Annotated in this window: 17 protein-coding genes; 14 read left to right on the forward strand and 3 right to left on the reverse strand. The window is 44.0% G+C overall.

Going from position 1 to position 18145, the window contains the following annotated elements:
- Positions 1-88 precede the first annotated feature (88 nt).
- From ACED48_RS01245 to ACED48_RS01265, 5 genes are all read left to right on the forward strand, one after another.
- The gene (locus tag ACED48_RS01245; protein WP_017057830.1) at positions 89-649 is read left to right on the forward strand and encodes a TetR/AcrR family transcriptional regulator; all 561 of its coding nucleotides are present in this window, start codon (positions 89-91) and stop codon (positions 647-649) included.
- Between the two features lie 240 nt (positions 650-889).
- On the forward strand, positions 890-1687 hold the full coding sequence (locus ACED48_RS01250; protein ID WP_017057831.1) for a Cof-type HAD-IIB family hydrolase: 798 nt from the start codon (positions 890-892) through the stop codon (positions 1685-1687).
- Positions 1688-1868: 181 nt separating this feature from the next.
- Positions 1869-2516, forward strand: coding sequence for a DsbA family oxidoreductase (locus ACED48_RS01255; protein WP_017057832.1), 648 nt, complete (start codon positions 1869-1871; stop codon positions 2514-2516).
- A 33-nt stretch (positions 2517-2549) separates the two neighbouring features.
- Positions 2550-3749, forward strand: coding sequence for a winged helix-turn-helix domain-containing protein (locus ACED48_RS01260; RefSeq protein ID WP_017057833.1), 1200 nt, complete (start codon positions 2550-2552; stop codon positions 3747-3749).
- A 136-nt stretch (positions 3750-3885) separates the two neighbouring features.
- Entirely contained in the window at positions 3886-4224 is a 339-nt protein-coding gene (locus tag ACED48_RS01265; protein ID WP_017057834.1) for a hypothetical protein, read from the forward strand.
- 103 nt (positions 4225-4327) lie between these two features.
- Here ACED48_RS01265 and ACED48_RS01270 read toward each other — a convergent pair whose 3' ends face one another.
- Positions 4328-5083, reverse strand: a complete 756-nt coding sequence (locus tag ACED48_RS01270; RefSeq protein WP_017057835.1) for a DeoR/GlpR family DNA-binding transcription regulator — start codon at positions 5081-5083, stop codon at positions 4328-4330.
- A 281-nt stretch (positions 5084-5364) separates the two neighbouring features.
- Between ACED48_RS01270 and ltnD the strand changes: the two genes are divergently transcribed.
- The 8 genes from ltnD to ACED48_RS01310 all read left to right on the forward strand — a co-directional run bounded on the left by ltnD (position 5365) and on the right by ACED48_RS01310 (position 14635).
- A complete protein-coding gene (gene ltnD, locus ACED48_RS01275; protein ID WP_017057836.1) occupies positions 5365-6279 on the forward strand; it encodes an L-threonate dehydrogenase in 915 nt (304 codons plus the stop codon).
- 2 nt (positions 6280-6281) lie between these two features.
- Positions 6282-7538, forward strand: coding sequence for a 3-oxo-tetronate kinase (otnK, locus tag ACED48_RS01280; protein WP_017057837.1), 1257 nt, complete (start codon positions 6282-6284; stop codon positions 7536-7538).
- Between the two features lie 11 nt (positions 7539-7549).
- The gene (locus ACED48_RS01285) at positions 7550-8215 is read left to right on the forward strand and encodes an aldolase (protein ID WP_017057838.1); all 666 of its coding nucleotides are present in this window, start codon (positions 7550-7552) and stop codon (positions 8213-8215) included.
- Complete coding sequence (otnI, locus tag ACED48_RS01290; protein ID WP_017057839.1) at positions 8215-8991, forward strand: 2-oxo-tetronate isomerase; 777 nt, start codon at positions 8215-8217, stop codon at positions 8989-8991. Before ACED48_RS01285 ends, otnI begins: the two co-directional genes overlap by 1 nt.
- A 167-nt stretch (positions 8992-9158) precedes the next feature.
- Positions 9159-10613, forward strand: a complete 1455-nt coding sequence (locus tag ACED48_RS01295; RefSeq protein ID WP_017057840.1) for a GntP family permease — start codon at positions 9159-9161, stop codon at positions 10611-10613.
- A gap of 112 nt (positions 10614-10725) precedes the next feature.
- The gene (locus ACED48_RS01300) at positions 10726-11895 is read left to right on the forward strand and encodes a glycerate kinase (RefSeq protein WP_017057841.1); all 1170 of its coding nucleotides are present in this window, start codon (positions 10726-10728) and stop codon (positions 11893-11895) included.
- A gap of 199 nt (positions 11896-12094) precedes the next feature.
- A complete protein-coding gene (locus ACED48_RS01305; RefSeq protein ID WP_017057842.1) occupies positions 12095-13546 on the forward strand; it encodes a catalase in 1452 nt (483 codons plus the stop codon).
- Positions 13547-13762: 216 nt separating this feature from the next.
- Entirely contained in the window at positions 13763-14635 is an 873-nt protein-coding gene (locus ACED48_RS01310) for a patatin family protein (RefSeq protein ID WP_017057843.1), read from the forward strand.
- Positions 14636-14753: 118 nt separating this feature from the next.
- Here the strand turns inward: ACED48_RS01310 and ACED48_RS01315 are convergent, their stop codons facing one another.
- Together ACED48_RS01315 and ACED48_RS01320 are read right to left on the reverse strand one after the other, a co-directional pair.
- Positions 14754-15746: a 2-hydroxyacid dehydrogenase gene (locus tag ACED48_RS01315; RefSeq protein WP_017057844.1), complete on the reverse strand. Its 993-nt coding sequence runs from the start codon at positions 15744-15746 to the stop codon at positions 14754-14756.
- A 327-nt stretch (positions 15747-16073) separates the two neighbouring features.
- Entirely contained in the window at positions 16074-16877 is an 804-nt protein-coding gene (locus ACED48_RS01320; RefSeq protein WP_017057845.1) for a ferredoxin--NADP reductase, read from the reverse strand.
- Positions 16878-17204: 327 nt separating this feature from the next.
- On the opposite strand from ACED48_RS01320, the gene ACED48_RS01325 reads away from it, so the two are divergent.
- A complete protein-coding gene (locus ACED48_RS01325) occupies positions 17205-18140 on the forward strand; it encodes an acyltransferase (protein WP_017057846.1) in 936 nt (311 codons plus the stop codon).
- Positions 18141-18145 lie beyond the last annotated feature (5 nt).

Genomic DNA, 18145 nt, shown 5'->3' on the forward strand with positions numbered 1-18145 from the left:
TTGAGTTAAATGATACAGATCTGTACACTATTGGCAACAGAAAATTTAGCAATACTAAATTTTATCGGATTTGAGATGGGGGGCAGGCATGAGTAAGAAAGAGCAGATCTTGGATGTAGCTGAGTCTTTGTTTAACCAATTTGGCTATACCGCGGTTGGTGTAGATATGATCCGAGATGAAGCTGGAGTTTCTAAGACATCGATGTACCGCCACTTTGGGTCCAAAACCAGACTAATTGAGGCGGTATTGACTAGGCGTCATCAGCGGTTTGAATTGAGCCTAGAAACGTTTCTTATATCGGGTGCTGGTGCTGAGGGTCAACTTGACGCGTTATTAGACTGGCACTTTGCTTGGTTTGAGCAACCTGATTTCAAAGGATGCATGTTCATGCACGCTTTAGCGGAGTTTAAAGCGTCTGAGGATGATATAGCGATGCTATCCCAGCAACATAAAGCCTGGCTTAAAAACACGATTCTTCGTGTGATTAATCATGATAAAAATGGAGATGATGCGTTACTGGAATTGTGTAGTGAATCGGTGATGACCTTTATTGAAGGTCTTATCGTGAGGAGTGAGTTTGGAAAATTAGGTTTAAATAGAGAACCTTATCGAAAAGCTTTGCATGCATTGGCTGATCTAACGATATAATCGAACGCAGAACCGTTACACAAGATAACGAAAATCATAATTTGCTATTTAATTTTCATACCAATCACAGTAAGTAAATGATCAGAAATAGCGCAGGAAAAAGACTTGAGAACAAGGCGGAATTTTTTGATAAGTAGTTATTCTACAATCAAAAATTCTAACGCAGTTATCGAGTATTTTAACCAGCTAGGATGAACAGTTATTTACTACGATTGGTATTACTTATAGGTAAGCCCGGAAATGCCACAACAGAACATCAAATTTATCGCTGCTGATATGGACGGCACTCTGCTTAATGAACACGGGAAGTTAGACCCGGAATTTTTCAAGCTTTATGAGCGTTTAGAAGCCCAAGACATTATTTTTGCTGCGGCATCGGGTCGTCAGTACTACAGCTTGATGGAAACCTTTGCTCCACTTAAAGATCGCATGATGTTCGTTGCTGAAAACGGCACATTGGTGATGCACAAAGGCCAAGAGCTTTATAGCTGCTTGCTTGATACCGATGCCATCAAAGAGATCATCAAAGAAGCTCGTGCTATTGAAGGCGCGCATGTGGTGCTATGCGGTAAGAAATCAGCATACATCGAAACTAAAGATGAGCGTGCTCTAACTGAGATCTCCAAGTACTACCACCGCCGTGAGCAAGTCGAAGACTTGCTGGCGGTAGAAGATGATTTTATTAAGGTAGCTATCTGCCATTTTGATGGCTCACAAGAGAAAGTGAATCCAAGCATCAACGCCAAGTTTGGTGACAATTACCAAGTGGTGGTAAGTGCGAAAATTTGGCTGGATGTGATGAACGCAGAGGCATCAAAAGGTGCGGCGATTAAACACCTACAAAACACACTCGGCTTCACTTACGAGCAGACAATGAGTTTTGGTGATTATCTAAATGACTTGGAAATGCTTAAAGAGAGCTACCACTCTTACGCAATGGAAAACGCACATCCTAAGCTAAAAGAGATCGCACGTTTTGGCGCGCCAAGTAACGTTGATGCGGGTGTGTTCCAAGTACTAGAGAAGCTGCTAGCGTAACGTGGTAAAGCTCAATCAGATTGTTATCAAAGCCAACTCGGTAATATGAGTTGGCTTTTTTGTTGGTTACTGGTTTATCGAGTTTAATTTGAACGCTTGTTCAAATCATTGTAGTCTTAGTGACAAAGATGGGTATCCACTTTGAATTGGATACGCCTTAGTAACGATAATTGGAATGATTATGAGCAACAAACTTCAACTTGATATTATTTCTGACGTAATGTGCCCGTGGTGCGTGGTCGGTTACAAAAACTTAGAGCAAGCCGTTTCAGAACTTGGCTTAGAACAACAGGTTGAACTTGAATGGCAGCCGTTTGAGCTCAACCCTGATATGCCACAAGAGGGTGAAAACCTGCGTGATCACATCATGAGAAAATACGGTTCTAGCGCAGAAGAGAGTCAACGTTCACGTGAACAGCTTGCGGCTCGTGGAAAAGCGGTTGGGTTCGATTTCAATTTCTATGACAGCATGAGAATGGTCAATTCACGTCATCTACATGTGCTTCTCGATTTTGCACTAGCGCACGGTAAACAGACTGAGTTAAAGCTACGCTTCTTTACTGCTCACTTTTCAGAGCAGAAAGATCTGGCTGATCTGGAGGTTATCGCGCAAGAGCTTGAAGCGGTTGGCTTAGACTCAACGAAGGCACTGAAACGCTTGAAGAACACAGACAACTTGAAGCAAATTGAAGCGCAAGAATTTGAATGGCAACGCATGGGCATCTCTGCGGTTCCTACTGTGGTGTTCAATCGTAAGAGTGCTGTGACAGGCGCGCAGACGGTAGAAACGTACAAGCAAATCCTTCAAGAGCTTATTGCCGAATCATAAGCCGATCATTGGTACCAATTAGGTCTGAATTTCATGGAATCACTGTCACTCGCTCAAGCGCAAAAAATTGTACTGCTTTCGCAGAAGCTCCCCCCAAAGAAGCAACGCAATGGCAGCGCTTTGGCGAATACCCTGTCTGCGATTGAAAACCTTGGGTATGTGCAAATCGATACCATCTCTGTGATTCAGCGAGCCCACCATCATACGTTGTGGAATCGTAATCAAGACTACCAATTGAACCATCTTGATAAGCTGCTAGAGCGTCGAGAGGTGTTTGAGTATTGGTCGCATGCCGCCGCGTATTTACCCATGCGAGACTTCCGATTCAGCCTACATCGCAAGAATGGTTTTGCGAGCGGTAAGCTCAAGCATTGGTATAAAAAGGATGACGCACTGATGGCTCATGTTCTCAAGCGAATTGAGAATGAAGGGCCGTTGATGGCGAAAGACTTTGAAGGGGATAGGCCAAACCCTGGTGGATGGGGCGGAAAACCTGCCAAACAGGCGCTAGAGACTTTGTTTATGCAAGGTAACTTAATGGTGCCGAGCCGAGTGAACTTTCATAAGGTTTATGACCTAACCGAGCGAGTGTTGCCGAGTGGCATTAATACCTCTGAACCAACGGAACAAGAGTACATTGAGCATCTGATCAAGCGTTATTTAGAAGCCAATGGTGTGGGAATCGTATCGGAAATGAGCTATCTCCTTAAGAATACGAAACCACTGATTCAGAAAACACTCCAACAGATGTTTGAAGATAAACAAGTCGTGAAGGTGGATATTCAGGGTTCTGAATATTATGTGTTGCCTGATGCGTTTGAACTGCTGAATCAGCCTCTTTCTCGAACTAAGTTAAAGATACTTTCTCCGTTCGATAATCTGTTGATTCAACGCAAGCGAATACAATCACTGTTCAATTTTAACTACCTTCTTGAGTGCTATGTTCCTGAAGCCAAGCGTCAGTTTGGTTACTTTAGTTTACCAATTCTGTGGCAAAGTGGGCTGGTGGCACGAATGGATTGTAAGGTTGACAGGAAGAGTCGAATACTTCATATCCGTAACTTGGTTGTTGAAGACAGAGTTAAAAGTCATGAGTCATTGATTCACGCTTTATGCAATGAACTTAAGCATTTTATGGTGTTCAATCAGTGTGATGAGATGATTGTTTCCACCACCACGCCCACAAACTTTGGTCAAGGCTTGATGGAGCATTGGCATAGTGGTCGCCGTTAAGTCTTAATGCTTAATCTCGATATATCTGATTTGATAAATACTTTGCATTTGCAATAGTCACAGTGTCCAATGTCGGTTAAGACAATATTGACCGAAAAACCTTATTTTTTAAGGTGTTAAATAGGAATCTCGCTTCATGCGAAAATCAGATAAGAAAATAGAGAATCAAATCAGAGACGTACTAACGGACGTTTGCGAAGACACGTTGAAAAGCTATGACGGTTTTTTGTGGGTAACGCACGTGGTCAACTTTTCCTCTTTCCCGCAAAGCTTAAAAATCATCTGCGTATTCGATACCAATCAGGATAGAACTAACTTTTTGAATGGCGAAGGCAAGCAGAGTGTTTCTGAGGCAATCAAAAAGGCGTTTAATCAGGTTGGGATCCAACTGAAGAATATCGATAAGCATATCAGTTACGATACACAGGAAAACTGTGACCGTGATCACCAAGGGAAATGGAGTAAGAGGTTGTAAGCGTTTTGGTGGGGAGCTCACAGAGTGGTGGCCCTCGTGATGATGCTTTCCCAATACTGATAATCGGGACTCGACGAATGCTATTTGGAAAATTTACTTATCATTAACAGATAGCTTGAATGCCTTTTTCTTCAAGTTCTTCAATAACACTAATGGATAAGTTTTTGTCAGTAATGACACCATCAAGTGTATCCAGGTCTAAGGCGTGAAAGGTTGCAATTCGACCATACTTAGTAGAGTCAGATATTAGGTAGTTGGCTTGTGCTGCTTTTACAATGGCCTTTTTAACCAACACTTTATTTTCGTTTGGTGTCGATAAGCCTTTTAAACTCCAAGAAGAAGAGGAAATAAACGCAATATCAATATTCATCCCTGCCAAGAACTCAGCGACTTTCCCACCAACACTCGATTGGTTCTCTCGATCGACTTTACCACCCGTATGATAAATCTCGCATGGTGAGTGGTTCATTAAATAAGCCGCGATTGAGAAGTCATTGGTGATGATTAACAGATCTTCACGTGTTGTTAACTGATGGGCGATTTCCAATGAGGTCGTTCCTGCATCTAAATAGACAGTGGCATCTTTTTCGATAAGTTGGGCAGCAAGCTTACCGATTTGGACCTTTTCGTTTGCTTGTTGTTCTACTTTAGCATCATGAGACAGCTCGCGATGCAAGGCTTGAGCTAATTGGACCCCTCCAGATACTGAAACGACTTTTCCAGAAGCTTCCAGCTTTACTATGTCTCGACGAATGGTCATGTGTGACACGTCGAGCTGTTCTACTAACTCAGAAATACTAATCACTTCTTGGTGTGATAACAGTGACAAAATGGTTCTCTGACGCTCTGCTGGAATCATGGTTTTCTTCTATGTTCTTGTTTTTCATCATCCTAACAACCTTTACCTTATTTGTGAAGATCTGTGAACTTATGTTCCCTGTTTGGGCTTTAAAGTATGATATCCGCCTTTTACGTGAATTTTTGCTGCCTCTAAAGGGCTAAATTGAGTGATTGTGTTAAGTTTTGTTAAAAATGTGACTTATCACTAAGTCGTTGGTATCTACTTCACATATAATCACAAACATAAACAAGAATTAACAAGCTTAAAGTTTACGAAATTACCAAGAAGGCATTGATATTATGAGTGAAGTTCAATCTGTCGGAGTGATCGGTTTAGGTTCAATGGGAATGGGCGCAGCGAAATCATGTGCGCGTGCTGGCCTTGATGTCTATGGTTTTGACCTAAATGCACAAGCATTAGAAGAGCTGGGTTCGTTTGGTGCAAAAGCGGTATCGACGAATGCTGTCGAGTTTGCAGACAAACTTGATTCTGTTTTGGTATTAGTTGTGAATGCTGCTCAAGTTAACACGGTACTGTTTAAGACTGGTCTTGCGGCGGCACTAAGACCTAACACGCCAGTTATGGTCTCGGCTACGATCTCAGCAGAAGACGCGAAACAAATCGAAGATCAGCTTGCTGAATATGAGCTTGTGATGCTGGATGCGCCAGTGTCCGGCGGTGCAGTAAAAGCAGAAGCAGGCGAAATGACGATTATGGCTTCAGGTGCGGCGACTACATTTGAAGCACTGGCTCCGGTACTTGATGCAACTGCCGCGAAAGTCTACAACATCGGTGAGGACATTGGCCTTGGTGCGACCGTTAAGATTATCCACCAGTTACTAGCAGGTGTTCATATTGCTGCGGGCGCTGAAGCGATGGCACTCGCCGCACGCGCCAACATTCCGCTTGATTTGATGTACGACGTTGTGACGAATGCAGCAGGCAACTCTTGGATGTTCGAGAACCGCATGAAGCACGTAGTCGATGGTGATTACTCTCCAAAATCTATGGTTGATATCTTTGTGAAGGATTTGAACTTGGTATCAGATACCGCTCAAGACCTGAATTTCCCACTTCCACTATCAAGTGCTGCACTAAATATGTTCGTTAGCGCGAGCAATGCAGGCTTTGGTCAAGAAGACGACAGCGCTGTGATTAAAGTCTTCCAAGGTATTGATCTTCCTGGTGTAAGTACGTCAAAGGTGGAGAAGTAATCATGTTATTAGGTGTAATTGCAGACGACTTCACTGGTGCAACAGACATTGCAGGTTTCTTGGTTGAAAACGGTATGCGCACTGTTCAATTAAATGGCATTCCTACAGGAGAGTTTGACGCATCAGCAGATGCTGTGGTGATCAGCCTTAAATCTCGCTCTTGCCCAGTTGACGAAGCGGTAACTGATTCTGTTGCTGCGCTTAAATGGCTTCAATCTCAAGGTTGCCAACAGTTTTATTTTAAATACTGCTCAACGTTCGACAGTACTGCTGAGGGCAACATCGGTCCCGTAACAGATGCACTTTTGGCTGAACTTGGAGAATCTTTCACTATGGTTTGCCCTGCATTACCAGTAAATGGTCGCACGGTTTACAACGGTCACTTGTTTGTTTTTGGTGAGTTGCTCAGTGATTCAGGTATGCGTAATCACCCTGTTACACCAATGACGGATTCAAGTGTGGTTCGAATGATGGACGCACAATCAGAAGGTGTTTCCGGTTTAGTTAACTTTCAAACGATTGAACAGGGCTCTGATGCGGTTACCGCTCGTTTTAACGAACTCAAAGCTCAAGGTAGTCGCTACGCTGTGGTAGACGCATTTAATGCCGAGCACTTGGTGACGTTAGGTCAAGCAGCTAAATCTCTGAAACTAATCACAGGTGGCTCAGGCTTAGCTGCTGGTATCGCTAAAAATTGGACAGAACATCTTGCTGACCAAAGTGATGCAAAACATGCAGGTAGCCCAGTAAAAGCACCAACCGTTGTGTTCTCTGGTTCTTGTTCAGTGATGACTAACCAACAAGTTGCGGTATACAAGCAGCTTGCTCCTCATTTTGTTATCGATGTGAAGGCTTGCTTAACCAATGATCAATACGCCAATGAAGTGTTCGATTGGGTGATGACCAATAACCAAGGTGAATTTGCTCCTTTGGTTTATGCAACCGCAGATGCTGCCGAACTTAAAGCAATTCAAGAAAAATACGGCGCACACACTTCAAGCTACGCCGTTGAACAGTTTTTTAGTCAACTCGCTATCAAACTAAAACAACATGGCGTGAAAAACTTCATCGTTGCTGGTGGTGAAACCTCTGGTGTCGTAACTCAAAGCTTAGGGGTAAAAGGTTTCCATATCGGTCCTCAAATTACACCGGGTGTTCCTTGGGTGAAATCGGTTGAAGGTGAACTTTGTCTGGCTCTTAAGTCAGGCAATTTTGGTGACGAAAACTTCTTTGCTAAAGCACAGTCATTTTTTCTATAGGTGGTGATTCGATGGGTAATAATTTAATGAATGTACAGCCACTTTTGAGCGAGCAGCAGTTGCGTGAACAAATGGTCACGCTCGCTCGTTCAATGTTCGAACGAGGTTACGCGACAGGTGGCGCTGGTAACCTATCTATAAAATTGCCAAATGGGCATTTTCTAGCAACACCAACAGGCTCTTCATTTGGTCGTCTTGTGGCTGAGGAATTGTCGGTTGTTGATATCGATGGTAACCATATTTCAGGTAAAAAGCCTTCGAAAGAGGTCGAATTCCACTTAGCTATTTACCGTAACAATCCTGTATGCAATGCGATTGTTCATCTGCACTCTACCTATCTTACCGCACTGTCGTGTCTTGAAGGGTTGGATCGTAACAACGCGATTAAGGCTTTCACACCGTATTTCGTGATGCGAATTGGTGAGTTACCAGTGATTCCTTACTTACGGCCTGGTGACCCACAAATCGCTGAAGAATTGGCAAAGCGAGCGGGAGACTATCGAGCATTTTTGTTGGCGAATCACGGCCCGGTAGTAACAGGCACTGACTTTGTTGATGCCGTTGATAACGCTGAAGAGCTAGAAGAGACCGCCAAATTAGCATTCTTATTGAAAGGGAATGATATCCGTTACCTAACGGACGAAGAAGTGATGGATTTAAAAGGGAGAGGCAAATAATGGCTAAGTTCGCAGCAAACTTAACGATGTTATTCACAGAAGTACCATTTCTAGAACGTTTTGAGAAGGCACACCAAGCGGGCTTCAAAGCAGTTGAATACCTATTCCCTTATGCATTTGAGGCCGAAGAGCTTGCAGACAAAATGCAGAAATTTGGTTTTGAACAGGCGCTGTTCAATATGCCTCCTGGTGATTGGGACGCAGGTGAACGAGGCTTCGCTGCTATTCCTGGCCGTGAAAATGAGTTTAAAGCCAGCGTTGATACAGCACTTATGTACGCTAAAGTGCTGAACTGCAAGAAAGTTCATGCAATGTCGGGTTTGATGAATGACAACTTTACTCGACAGCAGCATGTAGAAACCTTCATTTCAAACATTCGATTTGCCGCAGATAAATTTGCCGAGCATGGTATCGAATTGATGATTGAACCTCTTAACAGCCGTGACGTTCCTAACTATTTTGTGGCGCATCAACGCAATGCTGTTGAGCTCATTAAGTTGGTAGCGCGTCCAAACGTAAAGCTGCAGCTAGACCTTTACCACGCGCAGATCATGGATGGTGATCTGAGTACATTGATTCGTGACGTTGCTGCTTATACTGGCCATATTCAAATCGCATCGGTACCTGAAAGGCATGAGCCTTCTGAAGGTGAGTTGAGTTATTCACATCTATTTGATGTTTTGGATGACTCAGGCTACCAAGGCTGGATTGGCTGTGAATACAACCCGAGAGCCTCGACTGAAGAAGGTTTGGGATGGTTAAAGCCCTATTTATAGCAACAGTTAGTAAGCATAAGCTTTTAGCACTGATTCTTTAGTACGTAATAACACAATAAAGCAGCCCGAATAATAAGCCGCTGTATAGAAAGTACAGCAGGAGGCGCACCCATGTCTCTTGTATGCAACCCCTACACAACAAAAATAGACATAAAAAGGAATACACAATGGATGGAGCACTGATAGGCATCGTGATTGGCATTTTAGCCATGATGGGCATGATTATAAAAACAAGAATTCCAGTGGCGCTTGCGATGATTATCGCAAGTATCATCATGGGTCTGTTTGCTGGGATGGTACCCACAGAACTTATTAATGCAATCAAAGCGGGCTTTGGTGGCGTGCTTGGTGGTATTGGGTTAATTATCGCGTTTGGCGTAATCATGGGCGCATGTTTTGAGCGTTCTGGCGCTGCTGTAAGAATGGCAAAAACGTTTGTAAAGCTATGTGGTAAAGGTCGTGAAGACTTGGCACTTGGTTTGACTGGTGTACTTGTTGCTATCCCAGTATTCTGTGACTCTGCGTACATCATTTTACACTCGCTTGTTCGCGCAATTTCACGTGATACAGGTAAGTCAGCGGTAGGTTTAGGGGTGACACTGGCACTTGGCCTACTGATCACCCACGCACTTGTTCCGCCAACACCGGGGCCAGTTGCTGTTGCGGGTATTCTAGGCGTTGATCTAGGTGAGTACATGATGTGGGGCTTGATGGTTTCGATCCCTATGATGCTACTTTCGATGATTTACATTCGCCGAGTAAGTAACGAGTACTACCGCGTACCAAACGGTGAAGCATGGATTACCAACCAAGCTGATTGGGCAAACCTTGAAAAAGTAAAAGAAACAGATGACAGAGAGCTACCAAGTAACTTTTTATCATTCGGTCCAATTCTGCTGCCAATCGCATTCATCCTAATCAACACGCTTGTTGGCCAAGGTGACACTGCACTACACAGCGTTATTTCGTTGATTGGTAACCCTGTGGTTGCCGTTGGTATCGGTGTTCTTATGGCGCTATACGGTCTTACTCGTCATATCGAGCGTAAAGACATGGTTAGCTCTATGGATGATGCTCTGTCTACTACAGGTCTAATTCTTGTGGTAACTGGCTGTGGTGGCGCAATGGGTGCAGTACTTAAAGCTTCTGGCGCTGGCCCCCAAGTGGCTGAAGCGATTGCAAGCAGCGGTATCCCACCACTACTTGTGCCATTGGCGATTGCATCTATGCTTCGTTTAATCCAAGGGTCAGCAACAGCTTCTATGATGGTTGCAGCAACTATGACGTTGCCATTGGTTGAAACTCTAGGCCTAGACCCCGTATTTGTTGCGCTTGCTTGTGCTGTTGGCCCTGTCGGTTTCTCACACTTAAATGACTCTTACTTCCATATTATTAACCGTACTTTAGGTATTACTGAACTTGCTGACCAAATTAAGATCTGGTCTGTATCTTCAACCGTCGCATGGGCAATCGGTGCAAGTATCATTATGATCTTGAACCTTATCTTTGGTAAAGGTGGTACGTTGATTGACCCACTTATCCCAATCGCGGTTCTAGGTGCTGTATTTGTATGGCTAAAATCAAAAGAGAAATCACAAGTAAAGCCAGCAACTGCTAACTAATCTTCTTTTGCCTATATACTGCCCCTATTGCTTGATTGGCTTGCTAATCTGACATTGGGGCATTTTTGGATCGGCGAATTGTCAAAATTACTATTCCTTTGGATTTATCAATATGAAAATTGTTATTGCACCAGACTCGTTTAAAGAATCTTTATCGGCGGTATCGGTGGCGGCGTGTATTGAAAAAGGCTTTCGTGAAATCTTCCCAGACGCTGATTATGTGACCTTACCTTTGGCTGATGGTGGTGAAGGTACGGTAGATGTATTGCTGCAAGGTTTGGCGGGGCAAAAACGAACGCATCAAGTGGAGGGGCCATTGGGTGAGCAGATTAATGCCGAATGGGCGATGCTTGAAGCTTCAGATAGCAACCCCAATAAAACCGCACTCATTGAGATTGCTGCCGCATCTGGCTTGGATTTACTGACTCCAGATCAGCGTGATCCTTTGCTAGCCTCTTCATTCGGCACTGGGCAATTGATTTTAGAAGCGATAGAGCAGGACGCTCAAATGATTATTCTTGGATTGGGTGGCAGTGCGACTAATGATGGTGGTGCGGGTATTGTTCAAGCTCTAGGTGGTCGTTTGTTAGATGGTAAAGGACATGAACTTAACCGAGGTGGTGTTGCACTCTCAAAGCTAGCATCAATAGATCTTACAGGCCTAGATTCGCGCTGCGCTGATGTCGAGTTGATTGTGGCATGCGATGTTGATAATCCACTGTGTGGTGAGAATGGGGCTAGCTATATCTTCGGCCCACAAAAAGGAGCGACGCCTGACCAAGTCTTACTGCTTGATACAGCGATAGCGAATTTTGCACAAATTGCTGAATCGAAAGGTTGTGTTGGTGGCGATGAACCCGTTAACAAGCGCACAGGTTATGGTGCAGCTGGTGGTGCGCCTATGGGGCTTGGTTTGTTATTTGATATGCAGATGAAGCCCGGTATCGAGATGGTACTGGACGTTTTGCAAGCCGATGATGTGTTGAAAGGTGCCGACCTTGTGATTACCGGTGAAGGGCAGATGGACAATCAAACTCTGCAAGGAAAAACACCTTATGGCATTGCTAAACGTGCGAGCTTACAAGGCATTCCAACCATAGGGATTGCTGGATCTTTAGGCTCCGAAGTTGAAGCACTTTACGGTGAAATGAGCAGCCTGTTCGGCACAGTACGTTCCCCTCAACCTCTCAATCAGGTATTGCAAGAAGCGGATATTAACCTAACACGAACCGCGAGAAATATTGCTGCAACATTAAAATTAGGCCAGGAGATTATTGAATAAATGCATGTTAAACAAGCTCTTACTTAATGTTTTAGTTCGATAGGTTTTATAAATAGTAGCGATATATATAAACGATTATATTTTATTCCAACTCAGGTCTATTCTTTTTTGATAGTAATTTAGTGGTTTTTAATTGGGAAACCCACTCAAATCTAAGATGTGGTAAGACGATTGCATCTTTAACTCTAAGGAATAGATCATGAGTAAAAAACTAACTACAGCGGCAGGCTGCCCCGTTGCTCATAACCAGAATGTTCAAACTGCGGGTAAACGTGGTCCACAACTTCTTCAAGATGTTTGGTTTTTGGAGAAATTGGCTCACTTTGATCGTGAAGTGATTCCTGAGCGTCGTATGCACGCGAAAGGTTCAGGCGCTTACGGTACATTTACTGTTACGCACGACATTACCAAATACACCAAGGCAAAACTGTTTTCTGAAATAGGTAAACAGACCGACCTGTTTGCACGTTTTACAACAGTTGCGGGTGAGCGTGGTGCCGCTGATGCTGAGCGTGATATCCGCGGCTTTGCATTGAAGTTTTATACTGAAGAAGGCAACTGGGATATGGTGGGTAACAACACGCCAGTATTCTTTCTTCGTGATCCTCTTAAGTTCCCAGACTTAAACCACGCGGTTAAACGTGACCCGCGCACCAACATGCGCAGCGCGAAGAACAACTGGGATTTCTGGACTTCTCTGCCGGAAGCTCTACACCAAATCACCATCGTAATGAGTGACCGTGGTATTCCTGCTACTTACCGTCATATGCATGGTTTTGGTAGCCACACGTTCAGCTTTATTAACGCAGACAACGAGCGTTTTTGGGTGAAATTCCACTTCAAATCTCAGCAAGGTATTAAAAACCTGTCTGATGCAGAAGCGGCACAAGTGATCGGTGACGATCGCGAAAGCCACCAACGTGATTTGCTAGACAGCATCGATAATCAAGACTTCCCTAAATGGACGCTGAAAGTACAAGTGATGCCAGAAGCGGATGCGGCGAAAGTGCCTTACAACCCGTTCGACCTTACTAAAATCTGGCCACACGCAGATTACCCATTAATTGAAGTGGGTGAGTTTGAATTGAACCGTAACCCGCAAAACTTCTTCGCTGAAGTAGAACAGTCTGCATTCAACCCTGCAAACGTGGTTCCGGGTATTAGCTTCTCACCAGACAAGATGCTACAAGGTCGTTTGTTCGCTTACGGTGATGCGCAGCGTTATCGTTTGGGTGTTAACCATCAGCATATTCCAGTGAACGCACCTCGCTGCCCAGTACACAGCTACCACCGTGATGGTGCAATGCGTGTTGATGGTAACTTTGGTAGCACACTAGGTTATGAGCCAAATAACGAAGGCCAATGGGCAGAGCAACCTGATTTCGCTGAGCCAGCACTGAACCTTGATGGAGCAGCAGCGCACTGGGATCACCGCGAAGATGAAGATTACTTCTCGCAACCGGGTGACTTGTTCCGTCTAATGACCCCAGAAAAACAAGCGATTCTGTTTGATAATACAGCTCGTAACCTAGGCGGTGTGCCGAAAGAGATTCAACTACGCCACCTAAGACACTGTTACAAAGCCGACCCTGCATACGGTGAGGGGATTGGTAAATTGCTTGAAATCGATGTCAGTGAATTTAAGTCATAATCAATAAGTTTGATTAGTTAAATGAAAGGCTGTTGAGTGGCTCACTCAATGGCCTTTTTTGATCTCGCTGTTCATCAAGCCCCCTAGAATGTTGAAAAATCGAACTATTTATATTGATAGTTTTTACCTATCGAATTGATAAATTTATCCCATTATCTTTATAAGATGGACAGGATTATCCTACCGTCATCAGTTTATAAAATAGTGGAGTTTGAGATGAGTAAAAGCGCATTAATCGTTGAAGGTGGGGCTATGAGAGGCATCTTCGCTGCGGGAGTGTTGGACGCCTTTATGCAAGACGATTTCCGTCCTTATGATTTTGCCATTGGCGTATCTGCGGGTGTGTCCAATCTGGTTGGTTACTTATCTCAAGCACCAAAACGCAGCTATAACGTGATCACCACGATGGCGACCGACAAAACCTTCTTCAACCCCGCTCGCTTTGCCAAAGGTGGCAACCTGGTGGACGTGAAGTGGTTATGGAATGAATCAAACCAACGCTATCCACTTGATTGTGGTGAGATGTTTTCAAGTATCCCATTGATTGCCGCTGTGACTAATGTTGATACGGGCAGTGCAGATTACTACCACATTAAGCCAGAAAACCTCTCAAATGTGGTTGAAGCGACAACCGCATTACCAATTGCTTACCGTGAAACACCTTGTTTCTCAGGTGGTTGCTATACCGATGGTGGGGTCGCCGATTCGATTCCAGTTCGTGAAGCCTATCGTCGTGGTGCTCGTGATATTACCGTGATTCTGTCTCACCCATTAAGCTACAGAATGAAGCCGCAGAAATACCAGTGGATGCTGAAAAAGATGCTGAAGAAATACCCAAACATCGCTGAGTCGATGGCGGTTCGTGCCGAGAATTATAATCAGTCCCTCGACTTTATTCGTCATCCACCAAAGGATGCGATCATTAAGGTGATTGCGCCGCCTGAAGCGTTCGCAGTTAAGCGTTTAACGATGGATCAAACCATTTTGAATGCAGGTTATGAGATGGGCATAAAGGCTGGCGCAGAGCATCTGGCGATTCGCAAAGGCATTTATGGTTTGGATACCGAGGATTGTCACTTTTGTGTCTAGTTCTGTTCCTGATAATGGTATCAACCAAAAAGCCACGCTGTTCATCAAGAATTAGCGTGGCTTCATATTTTAGAAACGAGTCTGTTTTAACTCGGTCTGTTATTAAACCAATCTGTTATTAAACCAGTTCGTTGCCACTGGTGTTGCCTACAAAGAAAGCATCGACGCTGGTTAGCGTTGTATTAGCAATGTTGAACAGAGCATCTTTAGTCAAGAAGGCTTGGTGACCGGTGAACAGCACGTTATGACAAGCAGACAGGCGACGGAACACGTCATCGACAATCACATCGTTAGACTTGTCTTGGAAGAACAGCTCTTTCTCGTTGTCGTACACATCTAGGCCAAGCGCACCAATCTTGCTCTGTTTGAGCGCTTCAATTGCGGCTGTTGAATCAAGTAACTCACCACGACTGGTGTTGACGATCATCACGCCATCTTTCATCTTCTCAAATGCAGTCGCGTCTAATAGATGGTAATTCTCTTTGCTCATAGGGCAGTGTAGAGAAATCACATCAGACTCTTGGTAAAGCTCGTCGAGTTCAACGTATTTAGCGCCTAACTCAACAGCTAACGGGTTTGGATATGGGTCGTAGCATAGAATGTTCATGCCTAAACCTTTCAGAATTCGCATGGTCGCCAGGCCAATCTTACCCGAACCAATTACTCCGACCGTTTTACCGTGGAAGTTGAAGCCAACCAAACCCTCAAGAGAGAAGTTCGCATCACGAGTACGTTGGTATGCCTTGTGTAGTTTACGGTTCAAGCACATCATCATGCCAACCGTGTGTTCTGCTACCGATTCTGGTGAATAAGCAGGAACGCGAACCACTTGTAGACCAAACTCTTTGGCCGCGTCTAGGTCGACTTTATCAAAGCCCGCACAGCGCATCGCAATCAGCCTAGTCCCGCCTTGTGCAAGAACCTTTAACACGTCTCGCGATAGGTCGTCGTTTACAAATGCACAAACGACCTCGTTGTCGTGCGCCATTTTCGCTGTGGTTGATGTGAGGCGAAAATCATGGAAATGAAACTCAGCGTTGAGTTCACCTTTCGCAAGATTGAATGATTTTTCGTCGTATGACTTTGAGCTAAAAAAAGCAATGTTAAGCATGGCTTCCTCTCTTACCTAAAAAATGAATACCCCAACTATTTTGATTTGATGTGGGGTTAAAGCTAACAACTCTGTTCAGTGTGCTAGAGTTTTATAACCTTGTCTATCAACATTAGTTATTGTAACTACTATGGTTATTTGGCTTTTATCATCACTTCTGAACATCGAAAATCACATTACGAAGTCGCTTGCTCATAAGTTCATCAATATGAATGAATCTTACTTTCGCGGGTTGAACCTCTTCTCTAGTTCTAACTGTCCTTTGAAGCTTGTGCTTCTGCGCTTTTATGTTTTTGTGCTTTTATGTAACTGGTGGAGGCCCAATGTTTACCAGTAGTTCTCACTACTGAATTGGCCGGGCTTTCTGCGTAAGTGCTTATCGAACCCTAAGCTGATTAACGCTTCACTTGTGTCGCGAACCATTTGCGGATTGCCACAAAGGTAGAAGAAGCTATGGGTTTGATTGAAAGCGACAGACGCGGTTTGCTCAAGGTCGCCTCTAAGTAACAAGCTTGGTATTCGTCCGCGCAAAGTCCCGGTGACTGATTCTCTAGAAATAATTGGCACATATTTTAGTTTCCCCTGAAAGTGATTAACGAGTTGAGCGATACGATCTTGGTAAGTTAGGTCTTGTTTTGTTCTTACCGCGTGAACCAGTATCAGGTTTTTGAACGAGGTAGCTTTTTTTGAATTAGATCCATGCTGTTGCTGTATTTGCATGCTTTCAAGCATTGAAATAAATGGGCCCACTGCAGTTCCGGTTGAAAGCATCCATAGATCGTCGGCGATCTCTGGGATCTCATCTAATGTCATAAAACCGCTTGGGTCTTTGCCGACAAAGATGTCATCGCCGACCTTCAATTCGTGAAGCTGAGGAGAGAGCAGACCGCTCTGATCCTTAATAATTAAAAACTCAAGATGTTGGTACCCTTGCTCATGCTCTGGCGCATTCACCATTGAGTACGCACGTCTGACGAACTCACCTTCACTGTTAAGTAAGCCAAGCTTCGTGAATTGGCCCGCCTGATAGGGTGAGACGGGAGCACTGACTTGGAGTGAGAACAGTTGATCTGTCCATTCTGTCTTGTGTAAGACTTTACCAGTTACCAAACCATGGGGAATATCTGTCATATCATCACCTTTATTTAGATAAGCTACCTCATTAAGGATACTCAACTATCTTACTTTTTGGCGTTGCATGTGTCATGCCATAGTGAGAATGCTTATCAATTGTAGGTTGGTGATTGATGTTAATTTTATTCATGTCACAAAGACTGATGATTGGGTTAGTCTATATGACTCGAAATGGTCTTTTGATAGGTTGTTAACGCGGATTTAAAGTGATCTCTTACCAAGCTTGTGGAGTGGTTTGACCCCTGAAGTTTGCATTAATAACTACAGAGAATAATTTGCAGATGCGTATAATGGCGGCTTTCGATCTCAATATAGCTGTGTTTTATGCTTGATAATCTTCGTATGGTCTTGAACGTATTGTTCGTGACCATTAATACCGCAATGACTGCGTTTACTGTGAGTTTCTTTGGCCTCATTAAACTGATTCTTCCAATCTCTTTTGTTCAAAAGTCATGTACTCGTTTAGCGAATTTTACATTTTGGTGCTGGGCTTCGCTCAACCTTTGGATGCTGAACGTGAATAATGACATCGAGTGGCAAGTGGAAGGTGGGGAAGATATTTCGACCAAGCAGTGGTACTTGATGATGTCGAATCATCTTAGCTGGGCGGACATTGTAATTTTGTCTTCTATCTTGAAAGACAAAATGCCGATGACGAAGTTTTTCCTTAAGCATGAACTTCTGTACGTGCCATTTGTCGGTTTGGCCTGCTGGGGCTTGGATATGCCATTCATGCGACGTCACTCACGCGAGTTTTTGCTGCGTAACCCTGAGCGTCGTAATGATGATTTCGATGCGATTAACAAGGCATGTACTAAGTTCAAGCTAGCGCCTACAACATTGGTTAACTTTGTGGAAGGGACGCGTGCTAACCAAGATAAATTGGCGACAGCGAAAACACCGTACCGACACCTACTCAAACCGAAAACCGGTGGTGTGGCGTTTGCTCTTTCGGCAATGGGCCCAATCTTAGATGGTATCGTGGATGTCACGTTGGCTTACCCAGAAAACCAAATCTCTCCGTTTGAAGATATGCTGAAAGGCAAAATGACCAAGGTGGTAGTGCGTATTAAACTGCACCCAATGGATGAGAACGTAAACGGTAATTACTTTGAAGATAAAGCGTTTAAACGTCGCTTTCACAGTTGGTTGAACAACGCGTGGAAAGAGAAAGACGCCTATCTTGATACAATTTATGAGGGTGATATGTCCCGTGAGGTTGAAACGGTGGATGGACCTGATGCGGTTTATAAGCAATAAGAGCA

This window comes from Vibrio sp. 5S239 (genome assembly GCF_041439575.1).
Classification (GTDB): Bacteria; Pseudomonadota; Gammaproteobacteria; order Enterobacterales; family Vibrionaceae; genus Vibrio; species Vibrio kanaloae.

Bases quoted from the DNA above. Each gene is read 5' to 3' on its own strand.
- ACED48_RS01245 (WP_017057830.1), top strand. From the start codon at position 89: ATGAGTAAGAAAGAGCAGATCTTGGATGTAGCTGAGTCTTTGTTTAAC.
- ACED48_RS01250 (WP_017057831.1), top strand. From the start codon at position 890: ATGCCACAACAGAACATCAAATTTATCGCTGCTGATATGGACGGCACT.
- ACED48_RS01255 (WP_017057832.1), top strand. From the start codon at position 1,869: ATGAGCAACAAACTTCAACTTGATATTATTTCTGACGTAATGTGCCCG.
- ACED48_RS01260 (WP_017057833.1), top strand. From the start codon at position 2,550: ATGGAATCACTGTCACTCGCTCAAGCGCAAAAAATTGTACTGCTTTCG.
- ACED48_RS01265 (WP_017057834.1), top strand. From the start codon at position 3,886: ATGCGAAAATCAGATAAGAAAATAGAGAATCAAATCAGAGACGTACTA.
- ACED48_RS01270 (WP_017057835.1), bottom strand. From the start codon at position 5,083: ATGATTCCAGCAGAGCGTCAGAGAACCATTTTGTCACTGTTATCACAC.
- ltnD (WP_017057836.1), top strand. From the start codon at position 5,365: ATGAGTGAAGTTCAATCTGTCGGAGTGATCGGTTTAGGTTCAATGGGA.
- otnK (WP_017057837.1), top strand. From the start codon at position 6,282: ATGTTATTAGGTGTAATTGCAGACGACTTCACTGGTGCAACAGACATT.
- ACED48_RS01285 (WP_017057838.1), top strand. From the start codon at position 7,550: ATGGGTAATAATTTAATGAATGTACAGCCACTTTTGAGCGAGCAGCAG.
- otnI (WP_017057839.1), top strand. From the start codon at position 8,215: ATGGCTAAGTTCGCAGCAAACTTAACGATGTTATTCACAGAAGTACCA.
- ACED48_RS01295 (WP_017057840.1), top strand. From the start codon at position 9,159: ATGGATGGAGCACTGATAGGCATCGTGATTGGCATTTTAGCCATGATG.
- ACED48_RS01300 (WP_017057841.1), top strand. From the start codon at position 10,726: ATGAAAATTGTTATTGCACCAGACTCGTTTAAAGAATCTTTATCGGCG.
- ACED48_RS01305 (WP_017057842.1), top strand. From the start codon at position 12,095: ATGAGTAAAAAACTAACTACAGCGGCAGGCTGCCCCGTTGCTCATAAC.
- ACED48_RS01310 (WP_017057843.1), top strand. From the start codon at position 13,763: ATGAGTAAAAGCGCATTAATCGTTGAAGGTGGGGCTATGAGAGGCATC.
- ACED48_RS01315 (WP_017057844.1), bottom strand. From the start codon at position 15,746: ATGCTTAACATTGCTTTTTTTAGCTCAAAGTCATACGACGAAAAATCA.
- ACED48_RS01320 (WP_017057845.1), bottom strand. From the start codon at position 16,877: ATGACAGATATTCCCCATGGTTTGGTAACTGGTAAAGTCTTACACAAG.
- ACED48_RS01325 (WP_017057846.1), top strand. From the start codon at position 17,205: ATGCTTGATAATCTTCGTATGGTCTTGAACGTATTGTTCGTGACCATT.